This window comes from Ralstonia sp. SET104, from assembly GCF_003851545.1.
Classification (GTDB): domain Bacteria; phylum Pseudomonadota; class Gammaproteobacteria; order Burkholderiales; family Burkholderiaceae; genus Ralstonia.
This window is the reverse complement of record NZ_BHVX01000019.1, coordinates 47,641-65,773: the sequence shown is the minus strand read 5'-3', so window position 1 is coordinate 65,773 and position 18,133 is coordinate 47,641. Positions and strand designations below refer to the sequence as shown.

Below are 18,133 nucleotides of genomic sequence, written 5' to 3'. Positions count from 1 at the left end.
GCGCCACGCTCCCTAGAGTACAATGTTCGGATATTCCAATCATAAGGGTTTTGGCGGCAAAAGTCCTATTGACGGGCCTGCAAGATGCGTTTGGGCCGTCGCCAAATCCTCCCGTACCGGGCCCGCCCGGAACCGTTTGAAGGCCGATCGCTCATGACCTTTTCCTTTGCGCGCAGTCCAGTTTGTTTTGCCCATGCCGCCCGCCGTGGTGGCCTGTTGGTGGGTGCGATGCTCGCTGCGTCGGCGTTGCTGGCCGGATGCGGCACCTATGACAGCACCACGCGCAAGATCGCCAGTGCCATCACGCCGTATCGTATCGATATCGTGCAAGGCAACTTTGTCTCGCGCGAGCAGGCTGCGCAACTCAAAGAAGGCATGACGCGTGACCAGGTGCGCTTCGTGCTCGGCACGCCGCTCCTGACGGACATGTTCCACGCCAACCGCTGGGACTACATTTTCTCGTTCAAGCGCGGCAACACGGCCGTTGTGCAGGAGCGCAAGCTGACCGTGTGGTTTGACGGCGACCATCTCGCCAAGTGGGTGGGGGCCGAAGACCTCCCGTCCGAAAGCGAGTTGATCTCGGAGATCGATGGCATCAAGCGTCCGAAGAAGGATGCTGCTGCAGCCGCGGCTGCAGCAGGGGCTGCGCCGGCAGCGCGCGCACCGTCGATTCCGTCGGCCGAAGTGAGTGACCGTGTGCAGTCGACCACCGGCTCCAGGAACAGCGTAGACGTGCCGCTGCCGGAGCACCACACCGGCGGTGGCAGTACGGACACCAGCGTTCCGCCGCCGGCCACCTCAGCGCCTTGAAGCGCGTGTAGCCAGCGCACGGCATACCATCTTCGAGCGAGCGGCGGACGGGTTCCGCCGCTTGTGCGTTCTACGACCGTTTTCTCTCTTGTTTTGACTGACATGAAAATCGCGATTGCAGGTGCCTCGGGCCGCATGGGCCAGATGCTGATCGACACTGTTCTGCGCACCCCGGGCGTGACGCTGGGCGCCGCGCTGGACCGCACCGGCAGCGAGGCCGTAGGCCAGGATGCCGGCGCCAAGCTGGGCAAGGTCACGGGCGTGATCGTCACTGACGACGTGCGCGCGGGGCTCTCGCAGGCTGATGTGCTGATCGATTTCACCCGCCCGGACGCGACGCTCAACCACCTGAATGTCGCGCGTGAGCTGGGTACGGCTGTGGTGATCGGCACGACCGGCTTCACGGCCGAGCAAAAGGCCAGCTTCAAGACCTACGGCGAGTCGATCGGTGTGGTCTGGGCGCCCAACATGAGCGTGGGCGTGAACGCGACCTTCAAGCTGATCGAAGTGGCCGCCAAGATTCTGGCGCAGGGCTACGACGTCGAGATCATCGAAGCGCACCACAAGCACAAGATCGATGCGCCGTCGGGCACTGCGCTCAAGATGGGCGAGGTCGTGGCAGAGGCGCAGGGCACCAAGCTGGCTGATCGCGCCGTCTATGCGCGCGAAGGCGAAACCGGCCCGCGCGAACTGGGCACCATCGGCTTTGCCACCGTGCGCGGCGGTGACATCGTGGGTGACCACACCGTGCTGTTTGCTGGCGACGGCGAGCGTATCGAGATCACGCATCGCTCCAACACGCGCCAGTCGTATGCGGAAGGTGCTGTGCGTGCGGCAGTGTACGTGGCCGGCAAGAAGGGCCTCTACGACATGAACGACGTGCTCGGCCTGTAAGCCGACCAGGCAGGAAAAGGGCGCTGGCAGGCCTGTCCGGCGCTTTTTTGCAGCGTTGCCATCGCCCGGATGGGGTGGATGGCGACGGTATAATCGGGCCTTTTCCGTCATTCACTCTGGCCGCGCGCGCGTTGCGCGAGGCTGCAATCGCCCGAGGCACCCCGGGCGTACCGTCACCATGCAAGAGAAATACTCCCCGTCCGACGTCGAACAGCAGGCACAGCAACACTGGCAGGCCAAAGACGCCTACCGCGTGATCGAACACGCGCGCGCCGCCGACGGCTCGGACAAGCCCAAGTTCTATGCGTGCTCGATGCTGCCGTATCCGTCGGGCAAGCTGCACATGGGCCACGTGCGCAACTACACGATCAATGACGTGATGACGCGTCAACTGCGCATGAAGGGATACAACGTGCTGATGCCGATGGGCTGGGACGCCTTCGGCATGCCGGCGGAAAACGCGGCGCTCAACAATGGCGTAGCGCCTGCCGCCTGGACCTACGACAACATCGCTTACATGAAGCGCCAGATGCAGTCGATGGGCCTGGCGATCGACTGGTCGCGCGAAGTTGCCACCTGCGACCCCGACTATTACCGCTGGAACCAGTGGCTGTTCCTGAAGATGCTCGAAAAGGGCATCGCCTACCGCAAGACCGGCACCGTCAACTGGGACCCGGTCGACCAGACCGTGCTCGCCAACGAGCAGGTGATCGACGGGCGCGGCTGGCGCTCGGGCGCGGTGGTGGAAAAGCGCGAGATCCCGATGTACTACCTGCGCATTACCGAATACGCGCAGGAGCTGCTCTCCGACCTCGACCCGCTGGGCTGGCCCGAGCGCGTCAAGCTGATGCAGCAGAACTGGATCGGCAAGAGCGAGGGCGTGCGCTTTGCGTTCCCGCACAGCATCCCGGGTGACGACGGCAAAGTGATCAACGACGGCAAGCTGTACGTCTTTACCACGCGCGCCGACACCATCATGGGCGTGACCTTCTGCGCTGTGGCCGCCGAGCACCCCATCGCCACGCACGCCGCGCAAACCAACCCCGCGCTCGCCGCGTTCATCGACGAATGCAAGCACGGCAGCGTCATGGAAGCCGACATGGCGACCATGGAAAAGAAGGGCATGCCGACCGGCCTGACCGTCACGCACCCGATCACGGGCGAATCCGTGCCGGTGTGGGTCGGGAACTACGTGCTGATGACCTACGGCGACGGTGCCGTGATGGGCGTGCCGTCGCACGACGAGCGCGATTTTGCCTTCGCCAACAAGTACAACCTGCCGATCAAGCAGGTTGTTGATGTGAAGGGCCAGCCGTACGACACGAGCACCTGGGCCGAGTGGTACGGCGACAAGGAACACGGCGTGCTCGTCAACAGCGGCAAGTACGACGGCCTGAACTACAAGCAGGCCGTCGATGCCGTGGCCGCTGACCTGGCCGCCAAGGATCTCGGCGAGAAAAAGACCACCTGGCGCCTGCGCGACTGGGGCATCTCGCGCCAGCGCTACTGGGGGACGCCGATCCCGCTGATCCACTGCGAAAGCTGCGGCGTCGTGCCGGTGCCGGAACAGGACCTGCCGGTGCGCCTGCCCGAAGACCTTGTGCCGGACGGCACAGGTAACCCGCTCAACAAGGACCCGCGCTTCCTGGAATGCACGTGCCCGTCGTGTGGCAAGCCTGCGCGCCGCGAGACCGACACGATGGATACCTTCATCGATTCGTGCTGGTACTACATGCGCTATACGTGTCCGGATGGCGCCACCATGGTCGATGCGCGTAACGATTACTGGATGCCGATGGACCAGTACATCGGCGGCATCGAGCACGCGATCCTGCACCTGCTGTATGCACGCTTCTGGACCAAGGTCATGCGTGACCTCGGCTTGGTCAAGTTCGATGAGCCGTTCACCAACCTGCTCACGCAGGGCATGGTGCTCAACGAGACGTACTACCGCGAAGACGCGTCGGGCAAGAAGCAGTGGATCAACCCGGCGGATGTCGACGTGCAGACCGACGAGCGCGGCCGCCCGGTGGGGGCCACGCTCAAGGCCGACGGCCAGCCAGTGGTGATCGGCGGCGTGGAGAAAATGTCGAAGTCCAAGAACAACGGCATCGATCCTCAAGCGCTGATCGACCAGTACGGCGCCGACACCGCGCGCCTGTTCACAATGTTTGCCGCGCCGCCCGAGCAGCAGCTCGAGTGGAATGACGCCGGCGTGGAAGGCGCGTCGCGCTTCCTGCGTCGCCTGTGGAACTTCGGTGTGGCGCATGGTGACGTCATCCGCGCTGGGCATGGCAATGGCGCGGTTGTTGCCAATTTCGACGGCGCAACGGATGCTGACCGCGCGCTGCGCCGCGAGTTGTACACCGTGCTCAAGCAAGCCAACTACGACTACGAGCGCCTGCAATACAACACCGTCGTCTCGGCGACGATGAAGATGCTCAACGCGCTGGAAGGCGCCAAGGACGCCGGCGCCGATGCGCGCCGCGAAGGCCTTGGCATTCTGCTGCGCGTGCTGTACCCGGTGGTCCCGCATATCACGCACGTGCTGTGGACGGAACTGGGCTACGCCGGTGCATTTGGCGACCTGCTCGACGCCCCGTGGCCGCAGGTCGATGAGGGTGCGCTTGTGCAGAGCGAAATTGAACTCGTGCTGCAGGTCAACGGTAAGGTGCGCGGCAGCATCGTTGTGCCGGCCGATGCCGACCGCGCGGCAATCGAAGCCATTGCCGCCAAGGACGAAGCGGTCCAGAAATTTGCGGAAGGCAAGCCGCCCAAGAAGATCATCGTGGTGCCGGGCCGTCTGGTGAACGTGGTGGCCTGATCGGCCGCTGTATTGGCTGCCTCACTCAAGGAACGCATGGTTATGTCGTTGTCTCGTCGCACTTTTGGCCGCTTTGTCTTTGCCTTGGCTGTTGCGCTGCCGGCACTGTCCGCCTGCGGCTTCCACATGCGGGGCAATACCGACTTCGCCTTCAAGCGGTTGTACATCAATCTGCCGCAGAACTCGCAGATGCGCGCACAGTTGCGCCGGCTGATTGACAACGGTTCCGACACCATCATCGTGTCGGACAAGAAAGACGCCGATGCGCTGCTCGACGTGTTGGCCGAAAATCGTGTGAAGACCATCTCGTCGCTCACGCCGCAGGGTGTGGTGCGCGAGTACCGCATCACGTATCGCTTCCGCTTCCAATTGCGTGATGCACACGACAACCTGCTGATCCAGCCGTCAGAAATCACGCTGTTCCGCGATCTGTCGTACAACGAGACGCAGGTGCTGGCCAAGGACTACGAAGAAGCGGCGCTCTACCGCGACATGCAGGGCGATACGATCAACCAGCTCGTGCGGCGACTGGCCGCCGTGAAGCTGCCGTCGTAAGCGGCAGCCGTTCTGGTCATGCAACTGCGGCTCGACGCGCTCGAAGGGCACCTCAAGCAGGCCGGCACCAAAGGCCTGGCACCGCTATATGTGGTGCACGGCGACGAGCACCTGCTTGTGCTGGAAGCCGTTGATGCGCTGCGTCAGGCCGCACGCACCCACGGCTTTACCGAGCGAGAGGTGATGAGCGTCGAGCGCGGCTTTTCGTGGTCCCGCGTGACCGAGGCGCAGCAATCGATGTCGCTGTTCGGTGATCGCAAGATCGTCGAGCTGCGCATTCCGTCGGGCAAGCCCGGCAAGGATGGCGGCGAAGCATTGCGCGCGTTGGCAGCGGGTACACCGTCTGGTCCGGCCACCGACACCCTCACGCTGATCACCCTGCCGCGTCTGGATTTTGCGACCGCCAAATCGGCGTGGTTTGCGGCGTTGGAAGGTGCGGGCGTGTCGATCAAGGTCGATTCGGTGGACCGCACCAAGCTGCCCGGTTGGATTGGTGAGCGTTTGGCGCGCCAGCAGCAGCGCGTGGAACCCGGAGAGCCCGGCCGGCGCGCCCTGCAGTTCATTGCCGACCGTGTAGAGGGCAATTTGCTGGCTGCGCACCAGGAAATCCAGAAGCTTGGTCTGCTGCACCCGCCTGGCGTGTTGACATTCGATGATGTGCACGATGCGGTGCTCAACGTGGCGCGCTACGACGTGTTCAAGCTGTCCGAAGCCATGCTGGCCGGCGACGTGCCGCGCCTGGTGCGCATGCTTGAGGGCTTGCGCGGCGAGGGCGAAGCCACGGTGCTGGTGCTCTGGACGTTGACCGAAGAAATTCGCGTATTATCAAAAATCGCCTCGGGCATGGCGAGGGGCGTGCCGGTGGCTTCGATGCTGCGCGAGCTGCGGGTTTGGGGCCCACGCGAGCGGCTCGTGCCGCAGGCGGCGCAGCGGCTGTCGCAGCGCGAGCTGGAAGGCGCGCTGGCCATGGCCGCCAAGCTGGATCGACAGGTCAAGGGCTTGCGTGAACCCTCGCTGCCCGCCGAGCCTTGGGATGGCCTGCTGCAACTGGCGATGCGCGTTGCGCGGCCGGGCAGTCTTCCGGTGCCGGCCTGACAGCACCGTCAGTTGCAAGCCTCCGAATTGTCCTTACACTGAATTTGCCGGCAGCTCGCCGGTCGCGATCATCATGAAGCAGCTCGACGTGAACGAATACATGGCCCTGGTCGGCCGTCAGGCGCGCGCTGCCTCGCGCGGCATGGCCCGCGCCGGCACCGCGCAGAAGAACCGCGCGCTGCTGCACATCGCCGCCGCCGTGCGCCGCGATGCCGCCAAGCTCAAAGAGATCAACGCCCGCGACGTCGAGCGCGCCCGCGCAAACGGCCAGGACGCTGCCTTTATCGATCGACTCACGCTCACCGACCGCGCCATCGACACCATGGCCGCGGGCCTGGAGCAGATCGCCGCGCTGCCGGATTTGATCGGCGAAATCAGCAACATGAAGTTCCGCCCGACCGGCATCCAGGTCGGGCAGATGCGCGTGCCGCTGGGCGTGATCGGCATCATCTATGAGTCGCGTCCGAATGTGACGGTGGATGCGGCCGCGCTATGCATCAAGTCGGGCAACGCGACCATTCTGCGCGGTGGCTCCGAAGCGATTGAGTCGAACGGCGCGCTGGCTGCGCTCATCGAAGAAGGGCTGGCCGATGCCGGCTTGCCCGCAAACGCCGTGCAGGTGGTGGCCACCACGGATCGCGCCGCTGTCGGCAAGCTCATCACCATGACGGAGTACGTCGACGTGATCGTGCCACGCGGCGGCAAGAGCCTGATCGCGCGCCTGATGGAAGAAGCACGCGTGCCGATGATCAAGCATCTGGACGGCATCTGCCACGTCTATATCGACGCCGATGCCGATATCGAAAAGGCCGTGCGCGTGTGTGACAACGCCAAGACGCAGCGCTATGCGCCGTGCAATACGATGGAAACGCTGCTCGTGTCGCGCGACATCGCTGCGCGCGCGCTGCCGCCGCTGGTCAAGGTTTATCAGGAGAAGGGCATCGAACTGCGCGTTTGCCCGGCCACGCGTGCCACGCTGGAAGCCGCCGGGTTCGGCAACCTGAAGGACGCCGTCGAAGCCGACTGGCACACTGAATACCTCGCGCCCATCCTGTCGATCCGTACCGTCGACGGCCTGGACGCCGCCATCGAACACATCAACACCTACGGCTCGGCGCACACCGATTCGATCATCACCGAGAACTATTCGACCGGCATGCGCTTCCTGCGCGAGGTCGATTCGGCCAGCGTGATGATCAACGCCTCCACGCGCTTTGCTGATGGCTTCGAGTACGGCTTGGGCGCCGAGATCGGCATCTCCAACGACAAGCTGCATGCGCGCGGGCCGGTCGGGCTCGAGGGGCTGACCTCGCTCAAGTACGTCGTGTTCGGGCACGGCGAGATTCGCACCTGATGCCATCGCGCGCCGACACGAGCGGCGCGCGATGCTTTAACCGATCGCGCTCACATCATTCACGGGACTGTTCGCATGCTCTGGGTCAAGGCCTTTCACATTGTCTTTGTCGCATCGTGGTTTGCCGGGTTGTTCTATCTGCCGCGCATCTTTGTCAACCTCGCGATGGAAACCGAGCGTGCGGCCATCACGCGCCTGCTGATCATGGCGCGCAAGCTGTTTCGCTTCACGACCATGCTGGCGATCGTCGCGATCCTGCTCGGGCTGTGGCTGTTCCTGGGGTATCGCATCGGGTTGACGCCGCCCAACGGCTGGATGCACGCCAAGCTCGCACTGGTGCTGGTGACGATCGGTTACCACCACGGCTGCGGCGTGCTGCTGCGCAAATTCGAGGCGGGTGCCAACAAGCGCTCGCACACTTTTTACCGCTGGTTCAATGAACTGCCGGTGCTGTTGTTGCTGGCGATTACGATCCTCGTGGTCGTGAAGCCGTTCTGATTTTTTTGTTTTCCGATGGCAACTGCTTACTTCGCGCCATGCCCCCGTGGGCTGGAACAGGCGCTGGCCGATGAACTGGCCGAAATCGCCATCCGCCCCGAAGTGGATGAGCTGGCCGCGTTCGAGGTGGGCCGCACCGTGCCGGGCGGCGTGCACTTCTTCGGCACGCAGGGCGCGGCGTATGCAGTCAACCTGCACAGCCGCATCGCCAGTCGCGTGCTGATGCGCCTGGGCTCGCGCGGATATCGCTCGGAAGACGACATCTATGCGCTGGCCGCCGCGCAGCGCTGGGAAGATTACTTCACGCCCGACGAGATGATCCGCGTGGATGTGACCGCGCACAAATCGCCACTGCAGAGCCTGAAGTTTGTTGGCCTGCGTGTGAAGGACGGTGTGTGTGACCGCTTCCGCCAGCGCGTGGGCGCACGCCCCAGCGTCGACACTGTTTCGCCCGACGTACGCATCTACGCGTACCTGACCGAAACCGATTGCACGATCTACCTCGACACCACCGGTGAGCCGCTCTTCAAGCGCGGTTGGCGCCAGGAAAAGGGCGAGGCGCCGCTGAAGGAAAACCTTGCGGCAGGCATCCTGCGCTTGACCGGTTGGACCGGCGCGCACGGTATGCCGTTCTACGATCCGATGTGCGGTAGTGGCACGTTCCTCGTTGAAGCCGCGCAGCGCGCGCTTGGCATTGCACCGGGCGGCCAGCGCGCGTTCGCCTGCGAGTGGTTGCAGGACCACGACGCCAAATGCTTCAAGCGCCTGCGCGAAGCTGCCGCAGACGCGGCCGCCGCATCCATGCGTCGCACGCCACCGCTGGTGGCCGGCTCCGACATCTCCACCGACATGCTGGCCTATGCCGCCGCTAACTGGCAGCGCGCCGGTCTGCCCGGCGAGCCGATGCTCAAGCAGGTTGATGCCCGCTTCGGCAAGCCGCCGTTCGAGGCCGCCGGTGTGCTGCTGATGAACCCGCCGTACGGCGAGCGTATCGCCGTGCGTGGTGCGCAAGGTTCGCGCCGTCGCCGGCCGGAAGGCGAGAGCGAGGAGGATGGCACCGTATTTGAGCGCGCCAGCCGCGCCATGGGCGCCCCGCGTGACGATGGTCGCCGGCCCGTGCGTGAGCTGCGCCAACCTGAGCCACCGCCCCCGGTTGACCCGCAGGAAGAGGCGGCCGCCAACGAATTCGCCCAGGCTTTTGCGGGTACGCTCAAGCGCGAGTTCGCTGGCTGGAAGGCTTTCGTCTTCACCGGCGATCTGTCGATGCCGCGGCGCATGCGGTTGAAAGAATCGCAGCGCACGCCGCTCTACAACGGCAACATCGAATGCCGTTTGTTCCGTTTCGACATGGTGAAGGGCGGCATGCGGGATCGCCCCGAGCGGCCCGCAAAGGGCGACGCCTCAAACGACAACGCCGACGCATAAGCATCGGCGTTGTGTCGGCAACTGCAGGCCCGGTTCAGGCGGCCTGCTGATCCTGGAAGTGTTCCATCCACGCTGCGAGCTGATCGGGCGTGAGCTGCGTCTGGTTGTCGAGCAGGCGCAGCTTGACGGCCGCGCCATCGCGCTCGGCCGTGAGCGACCAACCCTTGCCATCAAGCCACAGCAGGAATGCCAGCCACTTGGCGTGTGCTTCCGATACCTTGTGCGTTGACGCCGCTTCCAGGAATTCCGTCAGCGTGGTGAGGTCGATCACCGCCGCAGCATCTGCGCTTGCCGGTGACACTTTGCCATTCAGCACCTCGGCCAGCACTTCCAGCGCTTGTGCGGCGGGCCTGCTGTCAAAGCGCGACGACAAGTCTTGGTAGGCCAGCTGCACCGCGCGGCTGAATTCGCCGGTGCGCAGGCTTTCCTCGCCGACCAGCTCGGTGTAGTCCTTCATCGCCCAGTCCGGCTGTGCCAGCGACTGCAGGCCAACGGCCGCCGCCGCGCGCAGGTAATCGTTGATGGCGCTGAATGATGACAACCCCGATACCGCCAGGTACAGCGACTGGAGCGCGCCGATGCGATGCGTGAGTGTCTGGCTCTGGCGCACGATCATCTTCTCGCGCAGCAGCGCGTCGCGCTCGCGGCGCAGGTCAGAAAATTCGAGTGCCTGCTTGAGTTCCACGCGCAGCGCGGTGATGTCCCACGGCTTCTTGATGTAGCGGTGGATCTGGCCCTGGTTGACGGCCTCCACCGTGTCTTCAATTTCCGAGTACGCGGTGGTCAGAATACGCACCAGATGCGGATAGCGCTCGCGTGCATAGCGCAGCAGTTCGTTGCCGAGTTCGCCGGGCATGCGTTGATCCGACACGAGCACGCCCAGCGTCGCAGCATGCTGGTCCAGCATGCGTTTGCCTTCTTCGACCGAGGTGGCGGTGACGACCGGTGCCAGTGAACCGATGGCACGGCCGAAGTAAGTCAGCGCCAATGTCTCGTCGTCCACGTACAGGATCTTGGGCTCGTTGCCCCCAGGATTGGTCATCCGTCACTCCTCATAGCAAATGCAGCCAATACGGCAAACGCGCGGATCACGTGCGGCGTGGTTCGTAGTGTTGATGGTCTTGTCATGGGAACGTCAGAGTCACGCGCGTGCCTGCGCTGGGTGCGGAGTCAATCGCAATCGCTCCTCCGAACGATTGCATGATCCGCGTACAAAAAATCATGCCCATGCCGTTGCCGCCTTCTTCGGCGCGCGTCGTCACGGGGTCGATGGTCAGCCGCGCGAGGACGTCGGGCGCGATGCCGGGGCCGTTGTCCTCGATGCGGATCATGTGCTGGTTGTTGCCGGCCTCCGGTGCACGGCTGGCCACGATCTCAAGTTGCGGCGCATTGGTGTGCACAAGTGCCTGCAACGCGTTGCTGGTGAGTGATGAGAGCACCAGCATCACGCAGTTGGGCAGTGTCAGAATCGGAAAATCGTCTTCCACGCGATACGACACCCATTCGCGCTGCACGTTCGTGAACGGATACGTATCGAACAACGCGCGGATCAGTCCGCCCGCACTGTTGGGCGTGGCCGCCGTGCCAGGCTTGCCGTACGTGTTGCGCACCGAGTTCAGGAATGTGGCGATCACCGACAGGCAGTAGCGCGCGTTGTCCTGCACGCGATCGGCGGCCCGGCCAATCTCGGGCAGGGCGCCGGGTGTGGGCTCGGTCTGATCCACGCGCATGCGGATGCCGCGCGCAAAGTTGGAGATGGCGGCCAGCGGCGTGTTCAGCTCGTGTGCCAGAAAGGCCAGCGTTTCGTCGATCGCCATGAGGCGCTGGGTGCGCAAAAGGCGGTCCTGACGCAGCGCCAGCGCTTCCTGCAGCGAGCGCCGCACGTCTTCGGGCTGATAGGGCTTCTCCAGAATCTTGAACACGCGCCCGGTGTTCACGGCCTGGATCAGCAGATCCTTGTCGGCATACGCGGTGACGAGGATGGTGGCAATGTCGCCGTACTTTGCGTCGATGAAGCGCAGCAGCTCGGTGCCGTCGCCACCGGGCATGCGGAAGTCCGTCAGCACCACGCTGATGCGCTCGTGCCAATCGCGCAGCACAGCCTTGGCTTCTTCAACGCTATTGGCCGTCAGCACCGCGTAGCCGGCACCGATCGTGCGCGCGAACCATTTGCAGGCTTGCGCTTCGTCGTCGACGTAGAGAATGGTGACGGTGTCCGGCCTGGTGTCCATGATGCGTCTACTCCGAGCGCGGCAGATCGAACGTGAAGCGCGCCCATTCGCCTTCCTGGCTCGTTGCAGCCAACGTGCCGCCATGACGCTGGATCACGCTATAGCTGATCGACAGGCCAAGCCCCAGGCCCTTGCCGACATCGCGCGTGGTGAAGAACGGCTCGAACACGCGCGACAGGTTTTTCTCGGCGATACCAGGGCCGTTGTCGGTCACCACCACGTGCAGCCGGTTGTCGATCCACTCGCCGGCGATCTCGATGCGCGGGTTCTCGCGCTGCACCTTTTGCATGGCGAGCGCAGCGTTTGACAGCAGATTGATCAGCACGCCGATGATGGCGGCCTCGTCACCGCGGACGAGCGTGTCGGGCGGCAACTTGCGCTCGACCGCCACGCCGCGCAGCTCATGGCTCGTCAGGCGCACGGCCGAGTCGATGGCCTTTTCCGCCAGGAACGGCGCATCGGCCTCGCCTTTCTCGGGGCTGCGGTAGGCGAAGGTCTTCAGATCCGACACGATGTGCTGCACGCGCTGCATGCCTTCCTTGGCGTCGGTCAGGCATTCGAGCAGCATGGGGCTGCCCTTGGCGACCGGGTCTTCCTGCGCCACGGCAATCGCCATCAGGCAGAAGTTGACCGGGTTGTTGATCTCATGCAGCAGCCCCGCCGACAGCGTGCCGATGGCGGCCATTTTTTCCTGCTGCAGGAGCTGCCCCTTGATGTCGATGAGGTTCTGATTGGTCAGCGCCAGTTGCTCGTTCTTCTGGGCCACTTCCTCTTTGAGCCGGAAGAGCTGGAAGCGCCCGCGCTCGTTGAAGTACGTATACAGCGTGCTGGTCGCAATCGAGAACAGGATGAACATCGAGTGCACGATGAAGATCTCGCGCGACTGGATACCGCCCGGATGCAGCGTGCACGCGATCACCCAGAAAATGTACGTGCAGGTGCCGAACAGCACGGCCTGCAGAAAGCCGATCGGCATCACCATGCCCACCGCGTAGATCGCCAGATTCAGCCCCGAGTAATACGGAGAACTGGCGCCCTCGGTGTCATAGATCATCCACGAGATCATGATCTGGGGGCAGATCAGCCAGAAGAACGTCAGGCTTTGCACATGCTCTTCGCCCCAGCGCGTGTAAAGCACAAGCAGCGCGCCGAACATGATCAGCGAGGTGATGACGCGCAGCGAGCCGAACAGCCAGAGCTTGTCTGGATACATGCCGTAGTCCAGCCCGACGCCTGCCAGCACCAGCACGATGCCGGTGATGGCAGCCATGCGGCTGAAGACGAGCCGGAACTGTTTCAGCTCGGCCTGGTATCCGCGATGAGTAATGGGCTCCATGCGTGTTCCTGAGCAGCGGATTAAGCGGCGGATGCAGCAAGCCCCTGCACGCTGGCTTGGGCGAATACGTTGACGCCTGTGACGTCGGTATAGACACGCACGTCGTGCGAGCCGTCGGGCAGCAGTTCGGTCATCAGCGGTTCATCGCGATAGACCAGGTACCACTCCAGCACGTGTTCCATCACAAAACGCATCGGGTTGTTGCCGTGCACGTTCGTCGCAAGAATGGCGCCGCCCTTGCGCGTGCGTGAAGCGAAGTAGGCGAGCAAGCGCTGACAGACCTTGTTCGAGAGATAGTCGAACAGGCCGGCACAATACACCGCATCGCAATCGCCGGCCTGCGGACTGTCGGACGTAATGCGGCGCTTGAGCAGCTGGTGCACCGATTCGTGCACGAAATCGACGTTGACGGTCTTGCGCGCCCGGTCCATCGCGCGGCGCATTTGCTCGCGCGTGTAGCTGAGTGTTTCTTCACTGAAGTCCACCAGCTCGAACGACAGCAGCGACGGTTCTGGATGCTGCTGAATGAAGCGCTGGATCTCCACCGCCGGCCCGCAGCCCACGTTCAGCACCTTGAACGCGCGGCCGGATGCCTTCGCTTGCGCGGCCAGGTCGCTCAGATACTGCACGAGGATGTCGATGCGGTTGCGGTGCGCTTCTGCCACATCGGTGCGCAGGAAGGCAGCGTTGATGATCTGGAAGTAGGTGTTCGGGCCTTCGCGCGGGTCGGAGAGGATCTGGTTGACCATCTCGTAATCGCCCGCGTAGCCAAGCGGCTTGGTGTACGTGCGGTAGATGAAGGGTGCGCGTAGTAGCAGCGGATGCAGCGCAGCTTGCGCGAAGATGCGGTGTGCAGGTGCGAGTTCGGCTTCAACCTTGCCCGCTTCAGACTCCAGCCCATCCATGTAGCCCTTGAGCTTGAGCATGATCGGTTCGGCCAGCTCTTGGAAGACGTCCATGCGCAGCTTGTTGTCTTCGCGTGGCAATGTCTTGGACAAATCCACCTGTTCCACCCAGCGCGACACCTCGGCCAGGAACGCGCGCATCTCGTTGACGACGATCTGGTAATCGCGGTGGATGCGGAAACGTTCTTGCCATTCCTGCACGAACGTTCGCGCTTCTTCGCCAACCGAAGCCGGCGTGTCGGCCACTTCCGACAACTCGCGCCATTCGTCGATCAGGGTGAGCGAGACAACGGCGGTCAGGCCCGTGTTCACCAGGCTGATGACCACCGCCTTGCCGAGATAGGCTTGCCGCGTCCCCATCTTGATCGCAAGCTCGGACAGGACCTCACTCACCTGCACGATCGAGTAGGGGTTGTAGATCTCCATCACCAGGGCACGCCGCTGCAGCGTGATGATGGTGCCGCGGACCTGCTGCCCCTGTGAGTTGCGAAAGCTGACCGCAGGATCGATTTGATTGGGTGAGTACACTGTGCGAATTTGCCGGAGACTTCAGGGAAAACGTCTGCCAAGCGGGACGCTCACTCCAACAACCGCGCATCCGGAATCGCATCGCGAATCCGGGCACCGCGAACACGGCGCGCCCCGCCAGCACTGCCGGGCATGCCGTCGCATCAGTCGTGAAAGCGTGCTTGAAGCCGTCCGCTGGCTGTGCGCAATACGCGCCAGCCCCGGCGTCTCTCGCCCAAACCCGCTCCGAGAAGATTGGGGAAGATGATCGACTGCAGCAGTGCCTTCAGTCCTACGACCGTGGCACTTTACTGCTTGCCGATCAACAGCGTGGCAACGGGAATCGTGCAACCGTGAACCGTGACCAGATTGGAACGATGCACTCCCCTGACATCCGCAACGCGCGCTGCTTGAACGCGCGGCCCGCTGCTGCATCCCAAATCGTCTCTCAAGGAGAATCCCGCACAAAAATGAACTCGGGGCGCCGTATCGAATCTTGCGTGCCGACGCCCTCGCTCGCCATGATGCCGCAGCTATGCCACGCCTGCATCAGGGCGATTCAGCCGGGCCATGTTCTGATGTCATGGCTACCGGATGACGCAATCGATTGTACTTGCCCAGTGTGACCCACACAATGCGGAAACCCGCAGTGCAGAGCAAAGCGGAAACATCACCTCAGCGCGACTTGCGGCCGGTGAGTGCGTCCGGATCCTGCTTGTAGTTGGCGAGAAACTGGGTGTAGCTGTAGATCTGTGCCGGCAGCAGATGGCTGGGCATGTCGAACAGCGCGTAATAGTACGGCTCGCGCCCCTGACAAACCTCTGCAGGCAGGCAATATTGTTCCCACTCCACGCAGGCCGGGGTGTACATGCCATCGCCGGGCCAGAAGAACGGGACGATCTTCTTGTCGTGCAGGCCCTTGAGCAACGCATCGGGCGCGTTGTACGCCTCGGCATTCTCCAGGTGCGTGAGCATGCTCGCGTTGGTCTCGATGACCATGAGCGTGGCGCGCCCGTCGGCGGTGAGCAGCAGCACGCCGGCAGGGTGTGGATAGAGGTAGTACTCGATGAAACGGTAGCGCGTGGACAGCTCGCGCACCAGCCGTGTGACCGCCGGATCCGACAGAAAGCTGAACGAGTGGCGCGACAGCAGATCACGCAGTGTGCTCGACAGATTGCTGAAGTAGCGCACCTGCAGCGCTTCGATCTCCGCGCTGAGGCGCTCGGCCATCGCCGGATTGTCTTTTTTGATGTAGCGGTCGATCAGGCCGTCGTTGAAACCCTGCACGGCGATGTTCTCGTCGGCCATGCCGGTGAGCAGGATTGTCATGCACGGCAGCTCTTTGAGCTTGGCGCAGAACTCCAGCCCGTTCATGCGCGGCATGGAGTAGTCCACCACGATGACGGACGGCTGCAGGAAACGGTTGACTTCGTGGATCTGGCGGTAGACGCGGTCGACGTCGAGCTGGATGGTGCGGCGCTCGGTCGAAAACGTCAGGTCGTCGTGCGTGACGCGCACCGGCAGGAAGCCCGGCATGCGCAGCGAATGCCACTGGCGCAGCCACGTCAGCGCCTCTTCCGGGTCGTTGAAGGCCAGCAGCGCGCGCGACGGGTCCATCTGGAACCCGAGGCTTTCCACGAACGATTGGCTGTCGTCAACCACCACCGTCAGGGTGGGGTGGAAATAGACCGGCAGGGCGCTGTCCTGTTGCATACGTCGGGAGAAGTCGGGAGAGGGCAGGGTGCAGCGCAAGGCCGATATGGCCAGCGCTGACCGTTTGCACTACGTTACTGCCTGCCGCCGCCGGGAGCAAGCGGAACCAGTCTGATCTGAGGGCGCATTGATAGCCGTCAGCGCGCCGCCTTATTCCCGCCGCTTTATTCCACAGACTTCACCATGTCTTCGACGACCTTCTTGGCGTCGCCGAACACCATCATCGTCTTGTCCATATAGAACAACTCGTTGTCGAGCCCCGCATAGCCGGCGTTCATGGAGCGCTTGTTCACGATGATGGTCTTGGCCTTGTACGCTTCCAGGATCGGCATGCCGGCAATGGGCGACTTCGGATCGTTCTTGGCGGCAGGGTTGACCACGTCGTTCGCGCCGAGCACGAGCACCACGTCGGCTTGGCCGAATTCGCCGTTGATGTCTTCCATTTCAAACACTTGGTCGTACGGCACTTCGGCTTCGGCCAGCAGCACATTCATGTGGCCCGGCATGCGTCCGGCGACCGGGTGAATGGCGTACTTGACCGTCACGCCCTTGTCCGACAGCTTCTCGGTCAGCTCCTTCAGGGCGTGCTGCGCGCGTGCCACGGCCAGGCCGTAGCCGGGGACGATGATGACCGTCTCGGCGTTGCCCATGAGGAAGGCGGCGTCATCCGGCGAGCCTGACTTGACTGGGCGCTGCTGCCCGCCACCGCCTGCCGCGGCACCAGCGGACGCCTCCGAACCAAAGCCGCCCAGGATCACGTTGAAGAACGACCGGTTCATCGCGCGGCACATGATGTACGAGAGGATGGCACCGGACGACCCCACCAGCGAGCCCGCGATGATCAGCATCGGGTTGTTCAGAGAGAAGCCGATGCCGGCCGCCGCCCAGCCCGAGTACGAGTTCAGCATCGACACCACCACCGGCATATCGGCACCGCCGATCGGGATGATGATCAGCACGCCCAGCACAAAGGCGATGGCCGTCATGATGACGAACGGCAGCCAGCTCTGCGTCAGGAAAAACAAGATACCGAAGCCCAGCATGGCTACCGCCAGCAGCAGGTTCAGCATGTGCTGGCCCGCAAACTGCACCGGCGCGCCCTGGAACAGGCGGAACTTGTACTTGCCCGACAACTTGCCGAAGGCGATCACCGAACCCGAGAACGTGATGGCACCCACGAACGTGCCGATGAACAGTTCCACGCGGTTGCCCAGCGGGAGCACGCTGTCACCGGCCATGGTGATGCCGAAGGCGGAGGGTTCAGCCACGGCCGCCACGGCAATGCACACTGCCGCCAAGCCGATCAGCGAGTGCATGGCGGCCACCAGCTCGGGCATCTTGGTCATCTCGACCGTGCGCGCCACAAAGGCGCCGATGCCGCCGCCGACCACCAGGCCCGCGAAGATGAGGATGAAGCCCGTGGAGGCGCCGCTCTCGGTGCCGGCAAACATCTCCGCCTTGAGCTTGTAGATGAGCGCGAGGGTTGTGACGGCGGCGATCGCCATGCCCGTCATGCCGAACGCGTTGCCGCGCCGCGCCGTGGTCGGGTGCGAAAGGCCCTTGAGCGCCTGAATGAAGCAGACCGACGCCAGCAGATACAGCAGGGTGACGAGGTTCATGCTCATTGCTTGTTCTCCCCAGCCTTGGCCTTGGGCTCTTTCTTCTTGAACATCTCAAGCATGCGCTGCGTGACCAGGAAGCCGCCAAACACGTTGACCGCCGCCAGCGCCACTGCCACCACGCCCATCGTGCGGCCCAGCCCCGTTTGCGTGAGGCCCGCTGCCAGCATGGCGCCGACGATGATGATGGCCGAAATGGCGTTGGTCACGGCCATCAGCGGCGTATGCAGCGCCGGCGTGACGGTCCAGACCACGTGGTAGCCGACGTAGATCGCCAGCACGAAGATGATCAGGTTGATCACCGTGTGATTGACCAGCTCCATGAGTTCTCCTCCTCGCTTCTTGGTCGATGCGTGGTGCGGCCCCG

The 18,133-nt window shown here is 63.5% G+C and carries 15 protein-coding genes; 8 read left to right on the top strand and 7 right to left on the bottom strand.

The genetic code is table 11. From position 1 onward, the window contains the following. The first annotated feature begins 153 nt into the window (after positions 1-153). The 8 genes from PSUB009319_RS19990 (at position 154) to PSUB009319_RS19955 (ending at position 9,455) form a co-directional block, all read left to right on the top strand. The gene (locus PSUB009319_RS19990) at positions 154-810 is read left to right on the top strand and encodes an outer membrane protein assembly factor BamE (protein WP_124383941.1); all 657 of its coding nucleotides are present in this window, start codon (positions 154-156) and stop codon (positions 808-810) included. A gap of 102 nt (positions 811-912) precedes the next feature. Then, complete coding sequence (dapB, locus tag PSUB009319_RS19985; RefSeq protein ID WP_124383940.1) at positions 913-1,704, top strand: 4-hydroxy-tetrahydrodipicolinate reductase; 792 nt, start codon at positions 913-915, stop codon at positions 1,702-1,704. Between the two features lie 178 nt (positions 1,705-1,882). Next, positions 1,883-4,528, top strand: coding sequence for a leucine--tRNA ligase (gene leuS, locus PSUB009319_RS19980; RefSeq protein WP_124383939.1), 2,646 nt, complete (start codon positions 1,883-1,885; stop codon positions 4,526-4,528). A gap of 36 nt (positions 4,529-4,564) precedes the next feature. After that, positions 4,565-5,083: an LPS assembly lipoprotein LptE gene (gene lptE, locus PSUB009319_RS19975; RefSeq protein WP_124383938.1), complete on the top strand. Its 519-nt coding sequence runs from the start codon at positions 4,565-4,567 to the stop codon at positions 5,081-5,083. Between the two features lie 18 nt (positions 5,084-5,101). Beyond that, the gene (gene holA, locus PSUB009319_RS19970) at positions 5,102-6,178 is read left to right on the top strand and encodes a DNA polymerase III subunit delta (protein ID WP_124383937.1); all 1,077 of its coding nucleotides are present in this window, start codon (positions 5,102-5,104) and stop codon (positions 6,176-6,178) included. A 73-nt stretch (positions 6,179-6,251) separates the two neighbouring features. Further along, on the top strand, positions 6,252-7,532 hold the full coding sequence (locus PSUB009319_RS19965) for a glutamate-5-semialdehyde dehydrogenase (RefSeq protein ID WP_124383936.1): 1,281 nt from the start codon (positions 6,252-6,254) through the stop codon (positions 7,530-7,532). A 75-nt stretch (positions 7,533-7,607) separates the two neighbouring features. After that, complete coding sequence (locus tag PSUB009319_RS19960; RefSeq protein WP_124383935.1) at positions 7,608-8,030, top strand: CopD family protein; 423 nt, start codon at positions 7,608-7,610, stop codon at positions 8,028-8,030. A 15-nt stretch (positions 8,031-8,045) separates the two neighbouring features. Further along, positions 8,046-9,455 (top strand): class I SAM-dependent RNA methyltransferase, encoded by a 1,410-nt coding sequence (locus PSUB009319_RS19955; RefSeq protein WP_124383934.1) that lies wholly within the window; start codon positions 8,046-8,048, stop codon positions 9,453-9,455. Positions 9,456-9,489: 34 nt separating this feature from the next. On the opposite strand, the gene PSUB009319_RS19950 is transcribed toward PSUB009319_RS19955, so the two are convergent. The 7 genes from PSUB009319_RS19950 to PSUB009319_RS19920 form a co-directional block, all read right to left on the bottom strand. Then, positions 9,490-10,497, bottom strand: coding sequence for a response regulator (locus PSUB009319_RS19950; protein WP_124383933.1), 1,008 nt, complete (start codon positions 10,495-10,497; stop codon positions 9,490-9,492). Positions 10,498-10,579: 82 nt separating this feature from the next. Continuing rightward, entirely contained in the window at positions 10,580-11,686 is a 1,107-nt protein-coding gene (phcR, locus tag PSUB009319_RS19945; protein ID WP_124383932.1) for a two-component system hybrid sensor histidine kinase/response regulator PhcR, read from the bottom strand. 7 nt (positions 11,687-11,693) lie between these two features. Then, entirely contained in the window at positions 11,694-13,022 is a 1,329-nt protein-coding gene (locus tag PSUB009319_RS19940) for a sensor histidine kinase (RefSeq protein ID WP_124383931.1), read from the bottom strand. A 20-nt stretch (positions 13,023-13,042) separates the two neighbouring features. After that, on the bottom strand, positions 13,043-14,455 hold the full coding sequence (gene phcB, locus PSUB009319_RS19935) for a class I SAM-dependent methyltransferase PhcB (protein ID WP_124383930.1): 1,413 nt from the start codon (positions 14,453-14,455) through the stop codon (positions 13,043-13,045). 654 nt (positions 14,456-15,109) lie between these two features. Beyond that, a complete protein-coding gene (locus PSUB009319_RS19930) occupies positions 15,110-16,147 on the bottom strand; it encodes a response regulator (RefSeq protein ID WP_124383929.1) in 1,038 nt (345 codons plus the stop codon). Positions 16,148-16,311: 164 nt separating this feature from the next. Further along, positions 16,312-17,772 carry an NAD(P)(+) transhydrogenase (Re/Si-specific) subunit beta gene (locus tag PSUB009319_RS19925; RefSeq protein WP_124383928.1) on the bottom strand — a complete coding sequence of 487 codons (1,461 nt, stop codon included), beginning with the start codon at positions 17,770-17,772 and terminating at the stop codon, positions 16,312-16,314. Next, entirely contained in the window at positions 17,769-18,089 is a 321-nt protein-coding gene (locus PSUB009319_RS19920) for an NAD(P) transhydrogenase subunit alpha (protein ID WP_124383927.1), read from the bottom strand. Before PSUB009319_RS19920 ends, PSUB009319_RS19925 begins: the two co-directional genes overlap by 4 nt. Positions 18,090-18,133 lie beyond the last annotated feature (44 nt).